Source organism: Alishewanella sp. BS5-314 (assembly GCF_025377695.1).
GTDB classification, from domain to species: Bacteria; Pseudomonadota; Gammaproteobacteria; order Enterobacterales; family Alteromonadaceae; genus Alishewanella; species Alishewanella aestuarii.
The window spans coordinates 376,505-390,009 of the sequence record NZ_JACEHJ010000001.1 but is presented as its reverse complement, the minus strand read 5'-3'; the positions used below and the strand labels follow the sequence as shown (position 1 = coordinate 390,009).

Genomic DNA, 13,505 nt, shown 5'->3' with positions numbered 1-13,505 from the left:
TCCTGGTGGTATAGGAAAGTGCGTATAAGTGCCCAAATGATAACCTGTTAACGTAAACTAGGTAAAGATTAAACCGTAAAGTTACCCTGAAGAGTGTAACAAAATGTGAGGACACCGATGTCAGAATTCAAGGTTGAGCAGTATCCGTCTTTTTCCGCTTCGGATCTGGAGATAATCGACAAAAGCACGGTTTTTCAGGGCTTTTTCCGGATTGAGCGCTGGCAGTTACGGCATAAGTGCTTCGCCGGAGGTTGGAGCGACGTCATGACTCGCGAATTATTTGAGCGCGGACAGGCGGTAGTAGTGCTGCCGTACAATGCACAAACCGATGAGCTGGTACTGGTGGAGCAGTTCCGGATTGGTGCTGTTGGTAGTGAGCAGAGTCCCTGGCTGCTGGAGGCGATTGCCGGCATGATTGAACCCGGACAAAGTGCGGAACTGACAGCGCGGCGCGAAGCCGAAGAAGAAGCCGGCATTCAGCTGACAGAGCTGTGGCCCATGTTACACTACTATTCCAGTCCGGGAGGCAGTACTGAACGGATCCAGCTGTATTTGGGGCGGTTAACTGCTGCGGTGACGCCAGGGGTGTTTGGGCTGGCTGAAGAACACGAAGATATTAAGGTGCATCTGTTACCCCGTGCCACTGCGATGCAGTTGCTGGCGGAGGGCAAAATTGATAATGCGGCCACCGTAATTGCACTACAATGGTTGGCGCTGCATTTAGCAGACGTAACTGCACGTTGGGGGACTGATTGTTAAAAAGCGTCTATGTGCCAAAACTGCCGGATTTTTTAAGCCTGTGTGAGCGTAACTATGCCGCTTTGCACCGGCTGTTGCCGCCGGTGTTGGCGGTGGCAGAGCAGAGCTTTATTCAATTTAGTAGTCAGGATATTTACCGGCTGACTATTCTGGACGTCGCGCCCTTTACCACCAAACTAAAAATTGAGCTCTGGCAGGGACAACAGCATTACTTTCAGCCCAGCTTTGATGTGCAGCTTTATCACGACGCCCGCTTAGCGGAAGTGGTGCGGGTACAGCAGCAATGGCGGTTTGCGGCGGTTTATCCTTATCCGAACCCGACCATGTCGCAACCGGATGAAAAACGTCAGATTAATCTGCTGCTCCGCGACTGGTTGCGGCTCTGCGCCCGCGCCGGTTACCGCGCCGAGCCAGAAGTATTGCCTTAAGAGTATCTTGCTAACTATGAAGTCTTATCTGTTTCCCGCGCAAGCCAGCTACCGTTTGGTGCAGCTGACCGATTGCCATTTACTGGCCAGTGCCGACGGCTGGTATCAGGGCTGTCAGCCGGCATTACATTTACAGCAGATTGTAGAACAACTGCTGCAGTCACCGCCTGATGCGGTACTATTGACCGGCGATCTAACCCAGGACCACAGCCGCGCCAGCTACCAACTGCTGGCGCAGTTACTGGCGCCATTGCGCTGCCCGGTATTTTTTGTACCGGGTAATCATGACGACCCGGTGCTACTGGCTGAGCTGCAACAGCAGCCGCCTTTTCATGCCGCCAGCGTATTAGAGTTGGCCGATTGGCAGTTGTGGTTGTTGGACAGCACCGGTGCCACACCGGCCGGTAGCTTCGATAGCAATAAGCAGCAATCCTTACAACAGCACTTTTCGGCCAGCACCGCCAGTCATTTCTGGCTGTTTATGCATCATCATCCGCAGCCGCTGGCGTGTTTTATCGACCGTTATGGCCTGACTGAACAGCAACAGTTCTGGCAGCTGCTGTTGGCTGAAAGGCGGGTGCGGGGGCTAAGCCATGGTCATGCCCATCTGGCCTATCAACGGTTGCAGGACGGTATTCAGTTGGTCGGTTGTCCGGCGACCTCAGTACAATTTTTAACCACGCCCGACTGGCAGACCGTGGCTCAGGGGCCACAGTGGTGTGAGTGGCAATTTGCCGCAAAAGGTATCGTCAGTTGGCAGTTTAAGAGGCTTTAGTGTGCAGCGACTTTATTATTTACATGGTTTTGCCAGTTCCAGCCAATCGGAAAAAGCCCGTCTGACACACGACTATTTTGCCGCGCTGCCAGGGGTACAGCTAAGGGCGCTGGATTTACCCTATACGCCCGCCGAAGCCATGGCGACGCTACAACAAGAGATCACCGCGCCGCCAGCCGCCATTATCGGCAGCTCGCTCGGTGGCTTCCTGGCGACAGTGCTGGCCGAGCAGTATGGCTGCCGCGCTTGTTTGATTAATCCGGCAGTGGCTCCGCATAAGGTGCTGGCAGATTACATTGGTGAGTATCAGCACCCGGTATTACAACAACGCTATCAGGTGCGCACTGAGCATATGAGTCAGCTGGCCAGTCTGATGCCCTTGACGTTAAAGCGGCCAGAGCAGTATTTTGTCCTTTTGCAAAGCGGCGATGAGGTGTTAGATTACCGGCAGGCTCTTAAGTATTATCAGGGCGCCCGTTTTGAGCTGGTCGAAGGCGGTGATCATAGCTTTGTTGGCTATCAGCAATATCTGGCACAGATCGCAGAATTTTGTTTGCAACAGCCGTAAACAGGAAGCAACTACAACAATATGACTGAACAACTCTATAACGCCGAATCCATTGAGGTGTTAACCGGTTTAGAGCCGGTACAACGCCGTCCCGGCATGTATACCGATACGACCCGGCCAAACCATCTGGCGCAGGAGGTTATCGATAACAGTGTCGATGAAGCCCTGGCAGGGCATGCTGATCTGGTGCAGGTGATCCTGCACGATGACCAGTCGATCGAAGTCATTGATAACGGCCGTGGTATGCCGGTGGATATTCACCCGGAGGAAGGGGTCAGCGGCGTCGAGCTGATTATGTGCCGGCTGCACGCCGGTGGTAAATTCTCCAATAAGAACTATCAATTCTCCGGTGGCTTACACGGCGTCGGGATCTCGGTGGTCAATGCGCTGTCCAGCCGGGTTGAAGTCAGCATCCGTCGCGATGGTAATGTTTATGAGATGGCCTTTGCGGATGGTCACAAAGTCTCTGAGCTGGCGATAACCGGTACCGTGGGCAAACGCAATACCGGTACCCGGGTGCGGTTCTGGCCCACACCGTCCTATTTTGATTCGCCTAAATTTTCCGTCAGTCGCTTATTGCATGTGCTGAAGGCTAAGGCCGTGCTATGCCCCGGCCTTACGGTTAAATTTGACGACAAAGTTAACCAGCAACAATACCAATGGTGTTATCAGGCCGGGATCCGCGATTATCTGGCCGAAGCGGTGCAACAGTATCAGGCTTTGCCTGAGCAACCCTTTGTGGGTCAGTTTGCCGCCAGCACCGAAGCCGTAGAGTGGGCACTGCTGTGGCTACCCGAAGGCGGTGAACTGATCACCGAAAGCTATGTTAACCTGATCCCAACGGCGCAGGGTGGTACTCATGTCAATGGCCTGCGTCAGGGCTTGTTAGAAGCGATGCGTGAATTCTGCGAGTTCCGTAATCTGTTACCACGTGGCATTAAACTGTCACCGGAAGACTTATGGGATCGCTGTGCTTATGTGCTGTCGCTGAAAATGCAGGATCCGCAATTTGCCGGTCAGACCAAAGAACGCTTGTCATCCAGGCAGTCGGCGGCCTTTGTCAGCGGCATTGTGAAAGATGCTTTTAGCCTGTGGCTGAACGAGCATACCGATATTGCACTGGCGCTGGCCGATTTCTGTATTAACAACGCACAGCGCCGCCTGAAAGCGGCAAAAAAAGTCGTGCGTAAGAAAGTCACTTCTGGCCCGGCGCTGCCCGGCAAGCTGGCCGATTGTGCGGCCCAGGACTTAGCCCGTACCGAACTGTTTTTAGTTGAAGGGGACTCTGCCGGTGGTTCTGCCAAGCAGGCGCGCGACCGTGAATTTCAGGCAGTGATGCCACTACGCGGCAAAATCCTTAATACCTGGGAAGTCGAGTCCTCGCAAATTCTGGCCTCGCAGGAAGTGCATGATATCTCGGTGGCTATTGGTATTGATCCGGACTCTGAGGATCTGTCGGCGCTGCGTTATGGCAAGGTGTGTATCCTGGCTGACGCTGACTCTGATGGTCTGCATATCGCAACCTTACTTTGTGCGCTCTTTGTGCGGCACTTCCGTCATCTGGTGGAACAGGGCCATGTGTTTGTTGCCATGCCGCCGTTGTACCGGATCGATATTGGTAAAGATGTTTACTATGCGCTGGATGAGGAAGAGAAGAACGGTATTCTGGATCGGATTGAAGCCGAGAAGAAACGTGGCAAGGTCAATGTGCAACGTTTTAAAGGTCTGGGTGAAATGAACCCGTTACAGCTACGTGAAACCACCATGGATCCGAATACCCGGCGCCTGGTGCGGCTGACGATCGATGATGCGCCGCAAACGCTGGAGCTGATGGATATGCTGCTGGCAAAAAAACGTGCCCATGACCGTAAGGACTGGCTGGAACAAAAAGGAGATCGGGCAATTATTGCCTGAGCACAGGGAGTACTATGAGGGCCTGGATAAGATTGCCACTGACCTTCTGCCTGCTGCTGTGCAGCGTGCTGTCGCTGCTTAGCCCTGGGTATGCCGCTGAGATACCGGATTGGCTACAGCATCTGACAGAGTTAAAACATCGGGCACCGGATCAGGTGTTACAGCAGCTGGAGCAACAACAGGGCGAGTTTTACCGCCTGACGCCCAAGCAACAGGCGCACTGGTTGAATATCAGAGCTGCGGCACTGAGTCATCAGGGACGTTACCCGGAACAGCAGGATGCGGCCCGGCATGGGCTGGAATTACTGGGTGAAGAAAAAAGTTTACTCAAAGCTGAACTGTTGTACGAGCTGGGCTATGCCCGTGAAATGCAGCTGGCGCTAAATGAAGCCTTAAGCTGGTATCAACAGGGGATGGCAGTGGCAACAGCGCTGGGTGATGCCAAGCTAAGGCTGCGCGGCGTGGTGAATATTGCCGCTGTCGATTCGCTGCAGGACCGCGATCAGCAAGCGTTGCAGGCCCTAAAGCTGGCTTATCAGGAGGCGGAACAGCTGCAGGATAAAGAATTGCTGGCTGATGTGAATGCACAACTGGGGTTGATGTATTCCTCGCTGGCATTTGAGCAGGAGGCATTGGGCTTTCTGGAGCGGGCGCTGGCACTCTACGATGAGTTGGGCTGGCAACGTAATCAGGTGACAGTATTGTATAATCTGGCCCGCAATTACAGCCACTTGCAGAATTATGAACTGGCTCTGCAAAGCTTTGATCGGATGCTGAAATCGGCTGAGCAAGAACAGGACTTACTGAGCCTGTATTATGCTTACAGCGGTCTGGCGATCACCAACAACGAAATGAACCGGCCGCAGCTGGCGCTGGATTATATGGAAAAAGCGGAGCAGTATCTGAATGTTATCCAGTCAGATTACTATCTCGCCGGCCATTACTACGAAAAAGCGTTAATTTATCAGCAATTGCAACAAAATTCCCTGGCACTGCAACAGTTACAACTGGCTGAAGAACGGATGCAGCAGCTGGATGAAAATAAAGATAGCAATATGCTGCTGGCACTTAGGTTATTAAAAGCAGAATTACTGGCCGAGCAGGGGCAGTACGAGCGGGCTTATCAGAATTTGCTGAATTTTGTGCAAGGATTTCAGCAATTTCGTGACAAAGAAAATGAAATTGAATTAGCCAAGATCCGCATGGGCTTTGAAGCTGAGCGCGAAGTGGCCCGGCAAACGCTGCTGGAGCAGGAGCTGCAGGTGAAAGCGTTGCGCTTGGCCGACAGTGAGCAGGCCCGGCAGATCCAATGGATGTGGCTGGGTATCGCAGTAGGAATTATCGCGTTACTGCTGGCACTGGTGATGCTTGCCAAACTGAGTAAAGCTCGGGGCCAGCGCAGCGGGCTCCAACAGACTAAACAGGAAGAGTGATGACAGAAACCCTGATTGCCGCTGACGGTACGGAACAGTTACCGCTGCGGCGTTTTACCGAAGACGCCTATCTGAACTATTCGATGTACGTCATTATGGACCGGGCCCTGCCACATATCGGTGATGGCTTAAAGCCGGTACAGCGCCGGATTATTTATGCCATGTCAGAGCTGGGCTTATCGCATCTGGCAAAATATAAGAAATCGGCCCGTACTGTCGGTGACGTGCTGGGTAAATATCACCCGCATGGTGACTCGGCCTGTTACGAAGCCATGGTGTTAATGGCGCAGCCGTTTTCATACCGCTATCCATTGGTGGATGGTCAGGGTAACTGGGGGGCGCCGGACGATCCTAAGTCGTTCGCGGCGATGCGTTATACCGAGGCTAAGCTGTCGCGCTTTAGTGAAGTGCTGTTATCGGAGCTGGGCTCAGGCACGACTGACTGGATCCCGAATTTTGACGGCACCATGGACGAACCTAAGGTGCTGCCATCACGCTTACCGCATATCTTACTTAATGGCACCACCGGTATTGCCGTGGGCATGGCAACCGATATTCCGCCGCATAATGCCCGCGAAGTGGCCAATGCCTGCGCTGCGCTGCTGGATAACCCACAGGCCAGTGTGACCGACTTGCTGCAGTATGTGAAAGGTCCGGATTATCCGACTGATGCGGAAATCATTTCGTCAGCCGACGATATCGCAGCCGTGTATCAGACCGGCCGTGGCAGTATTAAGATGCGCGCCCTGTATCAGCAGGAAGACGGCGATATTGTGATCACAGCGCTGCCGCACCAGACCTCGGGCTCCAAGGTGCTGGAGCAGATCGCTGCGCAGATGCAGGCGAAAAAGCTGCCGATGGTATCGGATTTACGTGATGAGTCGGATCATGAAAACCCGACCCGCATCGTGATTGTGCCGCGCTCAAACCGGATTGATGTTGAGCAATTAATGCAGCATCTGTTTGCTACCACTGATCTGGAGAAAAGCTACCGGGTTAACCTGAATATCCTTGGTCTGGATCACCGGCCCAAAGTCCGCAATCTGGTGGAAATCCTTGGCGAATGGCTGACTTTCCGCCGCGATACGGTGCGCCGGCGCCTGCAATACCGGCTGGATAAGGTATTGGATCGCTTGCACGTATTAGAAGGTTTATTAATTGCCTTTCTGAATATTGACGACGTGATCCGGATTATCCGCACCTTTGATGAACCCAAACCTGAGCTGGTCGCCTTTTTCGGCATTACTGAACGTCAGGCCGAAGCCATTCTGGAATTAAAACTGCGGCATCTGGCCAAGCTGGAAGAGATGAAGATCCGCGGTGAGCAGGATGAGCTGAGTAAAGAGCGGGACAAACTGCAGGCGATTTTAGGCTCCGAGAAAAAGCTGACCAAACTGATCCGGGATGAACTGCTGGCTGATGCTGAAAAATATGGCGATGAACGCCGCAGCCCGATAGTACAACGCGAAGAAGCCAAAGCCTTAACCGAGAAAGAGCTGCTGCCCAGCGAAGCGGTGACAGTGGTACTGTCGGAAAAAGGTTGGGTACGCTGTGCCAAAGGCCATGATGTGGATGGCAATGCGTTAAGTTATAAAGCCGGTGATGCCTTTAAAGCGCTGGCTAAAGGCCGCTCTAACCAGCAAGCGGTATTTTTGGACTCTTCCGGTCGCAGCTTTGCCACTGAAGCCCATGAGTTGCCGTCAGCACGCGGTCAGGGCGAGCCGTTAAGCGGTCGCTTTACCATTGTCGCCGGTGAGAGTATTGAGCATGTGCTGCTGGGTGATGAGAAACAAAGCCTGCTGCTGGCTTCGGATGCTGGCTATGGTTTTGTCGCCGAATACAGTGATTTACTCAGTCGCAATAAAGCCGGTAAGGCGCTGTTGAGTTTACCGGTTGGTGCTAAGGTGTTGCCGCCGGTGATTGTTGGCGATCCGGAGCATGATTTGCTGCTGTGTATCTCTAACGAAGGGCGGATGCTGTTGTTCCCGGTAAAAGAGTTACCGAAACTCAGTAAGGGTAAGGGCAATAAGCTGATGTCGATTCCGTCGGCTCGTGCCGCCAGCCGCGAAGAATATGTTACCCAGCTGGCGGTAGTGCCGGCAACCGGCAGTGTCACGCTGGTGGCGGGTAAGCGTAAACTCAGCCTGAAAATGGACGATCTGGTGCATTATCAGGGCGAGCGTGGCCGGCGTGGTAATAAACTGCCTCGCGGTTTGCAGCGGATTGATGAAGTGATCGTCAACAGTAGCAGTGATCAAACCAGAGACGTCGAGCAATAAGTTATACTAGGCCCCTTGTTATTCTTTGACCTTGCAAGGGGCCTGTTTTGGTTGCCGTTGTTCGTTTACTGCTGTTAGCGCTGTTTTTTATTGTCAGTACTGTGGCGGGCTTACTAATCTGTTTGCTGCGCCCGTTCCATCCCAACAATGTGTATTGGTTTAGCCTCTGGTATGGCAGTGTGTCCCGCATCCTCGGTATTGAGGTGGAAATCCGCCGCGATCCGGCGATCCTGGCCGGTGAACCCTATGTGTTTGTCGCCAACCATCAGAATAATCTCGATCTCTTTACCTTAAGTGGTTCAGTGCTGCCCCGTACCGTAACCATTGGTAAAAAAAGCCTGAAATATATTCCGTTTTTTGGCCAGCTGTATTGGCTAAGTGGCAATTTCCTGATTGACCGAGATGATAAAACTAAGGCGCTAAGCACTATGCTGGCGGCGGCAGAGCGGATTTCGAATCAAAAGATCTCGGTGTGGATGTTCCCGGAAGGCACCCGCAGCTATGGCCGGGGTTTACTTCCCTTTAAGATGGGCGCCTTTCATATCGCGCTGGAAGCTAAAGTCCCGCTGGTACCGGTCTGTATGAGTAGCACCCATCAGCAGTTTAAGCTTAATCGCTGGAATAATGGTAAGGTGATTATCCAGATGCAGGCGCCGGTAGAATTGAGCAAAGAGCAGAATATCCGTCAGTTCGCCAAAGATCTGCGCAACCAGATGGCGGCGCAGATCAGCGCCCTTGATGCCGAGCTGGGTAACGACTACACTTCGCAGCAACAACCGCAATCAGAGTAATAACCCATGGAAAACTGGCAAGAATTTACTGAAGAAACCATCGCTGCCCTATTAGAAGATGGTAGCGACCCGGATGCGATGTACACCATTGAGCATCACTTTTATGACCAGGATTTTAATAAACTGGAAAAGCTGGCTGTTGAATTATTTAAGCTGGGCTATGAAGTAACTGACGCTGAAGAAGTGGAATTTGAAGACGGCGGCAGTGCCTGGGTATTTGATGCCATCCGTGAGCAATCACTGGAAGCGGCCAGTATTACTGCTGATGCGATCAAGCTGGAAGCGTTGGCGAAAAAGCATCAGGTCGAATATGACGGCTGGGGCACCTACTTTGAAGGCGATGAAGACGAAGAGTGGGACGAAGACGACGAGGAGTAATCCCATCTGCTACCGACTAAAGCCGCTGCATTAATGGCAGCGGCGCAGTTGTCAACTCAAAGACAAGGATGAGTTATGCTCGATTTTATTTGGAACATGTTCCAACATCGTCAAATCGGTCAGCTGAATGCTTCTCTCGCTAATAACCTGGAAAAGAATAAATACCAGGACAACAAAATTGATTCCTCAGCCGCCCGCTTAAGGGAATTGGAACAGCGTCATGAGCAGCTGAAGTTGGTCACCATGGCAATGTGGACACTGTTAAAGGAACATACCGGACTGACCGAGTCAGAGCTACGCAAGTACGTTGATAAAGTCGATCTGATGGATGGCAAAGCCGATGGTAAGGTTGATACCCGTGAAAAATGTAACTGTACTCAGTGTGGCAGAACTATCCTGACAACTGCCCTGGCTTGCCCATATTGTGGCGGGCGACTGCACCGGAAAAGTGTATTTTCCCGAGTATAGCTTAACAACTGTAATATCACTTAAACCCAAAACCGGGGATCGAACATCACTGGTCTGGCAGCAGTCTCGCCGATAGTCCGCTAAGCGACCGCGACACTGGCTTTTCGGCTATTCTGTCCTGGAGCCGGTTTTTTTAGATATCACAAACTCCAACCCTGTTTAAAAGTGCTGGCCTGACGGCGGGAAATTTCTACTCTCAGTTCGGCACTTAGACTCACGTCAAAACCACCACTGATAGTCGGTTCGATCTGCCGGATATATTGGGTGTTAATAATCCAGCTGCGGTTAGCGCGAAAGAAGGTCTCAGCGGGCAATTTTTGCTCCAGCGCGCTCAGGTTGCGGTAAATCATCGGTTTACCGGCGGCAAAGTGCACCCTCGTGTAGTTGCCTTGCGCCTCAAAGGCGTAAATATCGGCCAGCGTGACAAAATAGCAGCGGTCACCGTCTTTTAGAAAAACCTGGCTTTGCAATGTCATCTGCGGGCGTTGGCTGGGTGCTGGCACCTTTGCCAGCGCCGCCTGTAAGCGGGGTAGGGTAACAGGTTTTAGCAGATAGTCAGTAGCGTGGTATTCAAAGGATTTGAGTGCGTATTGGTCAAAGGCGGTGACAAAGATCACATGCGGCAGCTTACTCTGCTCCGCCAGTTGCTCTAGCAGCTGAAAGCCGTCTGCCCCGGGCATATCAATATCCAGTAGCAATAAATCCGGGCTAGTGTCTGCGATCTGTTGTAATGCCTGGCTAACATCGGCCGCTTCGCCAACAAGCTCAATCTGTGGGCAGTGTTTTAACTGATTTTTCAGCTCCAGCCGGGCTAAGCGGCTATCGTCAACCAGCAGTACTTTCATCGAGCGACTCCATGGGCAGACAAATCTCAGTCAGCACCTGATGCTGTTGCTGTGTCAGCTGTAAGCTGGCACGGCCCTGATATAACAGGTCAAGCCGCTGCCGGATATTGGTCAGTCCTACGCCTGTGCCGGCAGTACCTGGTTGAAGTTGGCCGTCATTGCTAACCGTTAAACATAACTGATTATCGGTAATCCGGGCGCTGATCGCAATGCAACCCCCGGCCGGTAGCTGGCTAATGCCATGTTTAATCGCATTCTCTACACAGAGTTGCAGCAATAACCTGGGTACGGCCAGAGCCAGACAGGCATCCGGGATCTGCTGTTGATAGCGCAAACGTTGCTCAAACTGAATAGAACACAGCGCCAGATAATGCTGCACCACTTCCAGCTCCTGCGCCAGGGGCACTTTAACACCAGCTCGTGGGTCCAGGTTGTAGCGCAACATATCCGCCAGGATACTCAACATGTCGCGGGCTTTTTCCGGATCTTCCAGGATCAGCGCACGGATATTATTTAGCGCATTAAACAGAAAATGCGGTTGTAGCTGATTGAGTAAGGCATCGAGTTGGGTAGCTTGCAGTAAGGCGGTGGTTTGCCGCAGCTGTCGTACCTTAGTGATGGCGAAATAGAGCGCTGACCAGAGCGACATCGCCAGCAGCATATTTAAAAAGTTACCGCTGAAGATATGTTTAATGACAAACCAGCGTTGTGCGGCAGGGACAGGAAAGCTGTATTGGGTAAGACTTAACAGAAAAAATACCAGCAGTAGCAGGAAGGTCGCTACGGCGGCAACCACAATACTGCCAATTAGTAAGCTGGTGGCCTGGCGCACTACGCCAGCCTGCTGCAGTTTGCGCCGGTAAAGGCTACGCAACAGATGTGAACCCAGGCCGGTACTGCCGACCAGCACCGCACCGTACAGCAGTTCGGTAGCAACAAACACCGGTCTGTTATAGATCAGCAGGCTCAGCAGAGCGTATAGCAGCCCCCAGCCACTGCATTGTAGTAGCACATAACTCGCTGACCGGCTTAACGTCATGGTTGTTTATCCTGTGGTAAAAGGGTTGTAGCGGACTTAGCCAGCCAGTCGGCAAATAATGCCATGCCCTGTTCGGTAACGGGAAGCGCAATATTAGTCAGGATCACCAGCCCCTTTTGCTGTGTCGGTTCGAATACCACCAGGCTGCTAAAGCCAGCGGTTTGACCAGCATGCCAGTGCCAACCCTTGGAGGTAAGCATCCAGCCTGGTGTCATCGCCGGTTGATCGCTCAGTGGCAGTGGTGTCAGCCATAACTGCAGTAGCGGGTCGGTGTTGGCCGTAGCGAAGATGTGCTTAAGCATGCCCGCCATATCTTCAATGCTGGCGATGACCGCGCCGGCACCGGCCAGGCTATCAAACTGCCAGTTAGCGACCTGTTCACCATTAATGGCATAACCACGGGCCAGTTTAGGCCACGTTGCGGTTGTGCCGGTGTGCTCTGGCAGAGAAAGTTGTACGTTGGCCGTTGGCATCGCCAGTGGCTGGAATACACGCTGCTGCATCAGCTCAGCATAGGGCTGCTTTAACTCAGTCGCCAACAGCCAACCCAGCAGACCATAGCCATAGTTGGAGTAGCCAAACTGGCGCTCAGTAAAGTCGGTTGTGGTTAGCGCGGCACGCAGCTGATTATCGTGGTAACTGGCATAGGGGTTACGTAAATCCTCCAGTGGTAAATTAGCCGGCAGTCTTGGCAAACCACTGCGATGAGTCAGTAAGTCGGCAAGACTATACTGATGTTTAGCCAGTTCCGGGCGGGCAAACTGCTGTGCCAGCGACCGGTCGAGTTGCCAGCGCCCTTGTTGCACCAGGCTTAACACTGCCAGCGCGGTCAGGGGTTTGGTTATCGAGCCAATTTCAAATAAGGTCTGCCGGTCCACTGCTTGACTAGCGGCTTGTGGTTGGGTGTCGGTCAGGCCATGCAGTTGATACTGCACCTGCTGCCCGTGCACCAGCGCGATAGCCACGCCGTGCTGGCCAAACTCCTGTTTCAGCCAGCCGGGTAACTGTTGTAACGTCAGTGGCTCAGTGGGTGTCAGGGCTTTTTTTTTAAATTAAGCGGCATGGCCCGGCCCTGAATAAAGGTACCCTGCCACTGATCTTGTTGCCATTGCCCCTGATAGCTGGCGCTGATCATTTTAGCGCTGAAATTAAGCTGGCTATCGCTGACGCTAAACTGGTCGACAGGAATCCCATAACTCTGTTGTTTCGGACTATCCAGGGTCACATGATAACCGCCGGCAATCACGGCGACATTTAACACCAGCGGCAAGCTGGCGTTATTACTCAGTGCCAGATCGCCCGCCCACTGCTGCTCATGTTCCAAACGCTGCAGATCAGTTTTACTCAGCCGGGTGAGCGTAATGGGCATTGCTCGGCCCTGGGTAAAGACCCCTTCCAGGGTTTTGCCGGCAAAGCGGCCATCAAAGCTGGCACGTAATGAATCAGCGGCAAATTTCAGGTGCGTGCCCTCCAGCGTCATGCTGCTGGGCAGAATTGGCTGCGAGTGTTGATTTGGGCTTAATAACTCTAGCTGATAACCCTGCTCTGCTGAGCTAAGGTTTACTCCCAACACAATACCAACGCCGGGAGCCAGCTCAAGTACACCGCGCCAGTGACCGCTGTAATCATCAGCCAGGCTACCAAAGCTGGCCAGTAACAGGCTGCTGCTCAGTAAAATTTTTTTCATCGCATGTCCTCCGTGTTATTCCAGCTTACAGCATAATGCCGCCATTTGTCCGCCTGGGGTATTTTATGATAACTGGTCGCTGAGCCGGATTATTGGTCACAGAGCAAGAGGAAAGGCGAGTAACAACGGGAAAAGTTTTGG

The 13,505-nt window shown here is 52.7% G+C and carries 14 protein-coding genes; 10 read left to right on the top strand and 4 right to left on the bottom strand.

From position 1 onward, the window contains the following. The first annotated feature begins 117 nt into the window (after nucleotides 1–117). The 10 genes from nudF to H1D31_RS01760 all read left to right on the top strand — a co-directional run bounded on the left by nudF (nucleotide 118) and on the right by H1D31_RS01760 (nucleotide 9,793). Complete coding sequence (gene nudF, locus H1D31_RS01805) at nucleotides 118–759, top strand: ADP-ribose diphosphatase (RefSeq protein ID WP_261255455.1); 642 nt, start codon at nucleotides 118–120, stop codon at nucleotides 757–759. Continuing rightward, nucleotides 753–1,187: a DUF1249 domain-containing protein gene (locus H1D31_RS01800; protein WP_008951069.1), complete on the top strand. Its 435-nt coding sequence runs from the start codon at nucleotides 753–755 to the stop codon at nucleotides 1,185–1,187. The genes nudF and H1D31_RS01800 overlap by 7 nt, the downstream gene beginning before the upstream one ends. A gap of 16 nt (nucleotides 1,188–1,203) precedes the next feature. Further along, complete coding sequence (locus tag H1D31_RS01795) at nucleotides 1,204–1,962, top strand: metallophosphoesterase family protein (RefSeq protein WP_261255450.1); 759 nt, start codon at nucleotides 1,204–1,206, stop codon at nucleotides 1,960–1,962. Nucleotide 1,963: 1 nt separating this feature from the next. Then, nucleotides 1,964–2,530 (top strand): YqiA/YcfP family alpha/beta fold hydrolase, encoded by a 567-nt coding sequence (locus H1D31_RS01790; RefSeq protein WP_261255449.1) that lies wholly within the window; start codon nucleotides 1,964–1,966, stop codon nucleotides 2,528–2,530. Between the two features lie 21 nt (nucleotides 2,531–2,551). Next, nucleotides 2,552–4,444 (top strand): DNA topoisomerase IV subunit B, encoded by a 1,893-nt coding sequence (gene parE / locus H1D31_RS01785; RefSeq protein ID WP_261255446.1) that lies wholly within the window; start codon nucleotides 2,552–2,554, stop codon nucleotides 4,442–4,444. A 14-nt stretch (nucleotides 4,445–4,458) separates the two neighbouring features. Beyond that, nucleotides 4,459–5,877 (top strand): tetratricopeptide repeat protein, encoded by a 1,419-nt coding sequence (locus H1D31_RS01780; protein ID WP_261255444.1) that lies wholly within the window; start codon nucleotides 4,459–4,461, stop codon nucleotides 5,875–5,877. Continuing rightward, a complete protein-coding gene (gene parC, locus H1D31_RS01775) occupies nucleotides 5,877–8,156 on the top strand; it encodes a DNA topoisomerase IV subunit A (RefSeq protein WP_261255442.1) in 2,280 nt (759 codons plus the stop codon). The genes H1D31_RS01780 and parC overlap by 1 nt, the downstream gene beginning before the upstream one ends. A 47-nt stretch (nucleotides 8,157–8,203) precedes the next feature. Next, the gene (locus tag H1D31_RS01770; RefSeq protein ID WP_057788840.1) at nucleotides 8,204–8,947 is read left to right on the top strand and encodes a 1-acylglycerol-3-phosphate O-acyltransferase; all 744 of its coding nucleotides are present in this window, start codon (nucleotides 8,204–8,206) and stop codon (nucleotides 8,945–8,947) included. A 6-nt stretch (nucleotides 8,948–8,953) separates the two neighbouring features. After that, nucleotides 8,954–9,325: a ribonuclease E inhibitor RraB gene (rraB, locus tag H1D31_RS01765; protein WP_008609175.1), complete on the top strand. Its 372-nt coding sequence runs from the start codon at nucleotides 8,954–8,956 to the stop codon at nucleotides 9,323–9,325. A 75-nt stretch (nucleotides 9,326–9,400) separates the two neighbouring features. Next, complete coding sequence (locus H1D31_RS01760) at nucleotides 9,401–9,793, top strand: hypothetical protein (protein ID WP_261255434.1); 393 nt, start codon at nucleotides 9,401–9,403, stop codon at nucleotides 9,791–9,793. 140 nt (nucleotides 9,794–9,933) lie between these two features. Here H1D31_RS01760 and H1D31_RS01755 read toward each other — a convergent pair whose 3' ends face one another. The 4 genes from H1D31_RS01755 to H1D31_RS01740 all read right to left on the bottom strand — a co-directional run bounded on the left by H1D31_RS01755 (nucleotide 9,934) and on the right by H1D31_RS01740 (nucleotide 13,364). Then, nucleotides 9,934–10,638 carry a LytR/AlgR family response regulator transcription factor gene (locus H1D31_RS01755; protein WP_261255432.1) on the bottom strand — a complete coding sequence of 235 codons (705 nt, stop codon included), beginning with the start codon at nucleotides 10,636–10,638 and terminating at the stop codon, nucleotides 9,934–9,936. Further along, complete coding sequence (locus H1D31_RS01750) at nucleotides 10,619–11,677, bottom strand: sensor histidine kinase (protein WP_261255430.1); 1,059 nt, start codon at nucleotides 11,675–11,677, stop codon at nucleotides 10,619–10,621. The genes H1D31_RS01755 and H1D31_RS01750 overlap by 20 nt, the downstream gene beginning before the upstream one ends. Then, entirely contained in the window at nucleotides 11,674–12,642 is a 969-nt protein-coding gene (locus H1D31_RS01745; RefSeq protein ID WP_261255428.1) for a serine hydrolase domain-containing protein, read from the bottom strand. The genes H1D31_RS01750 and H1D31_RS01745 overlap by 4 nt, the downstream gene beginning before the upstream one ends. 68 nt (nucleotides 12,643–12,710) lie before the next feature. Beyond that, entirely contained in the window at nucleotides 12,711–13,364 is a 654-nt protein-coding gene (locus tag H1D31_RS01740) for a hypothetical protein (protein ID WP_261255426.1), read from the bottom strand. Nucleotides 13,365–13,505 lie beyond the last annotated feature (141 nt).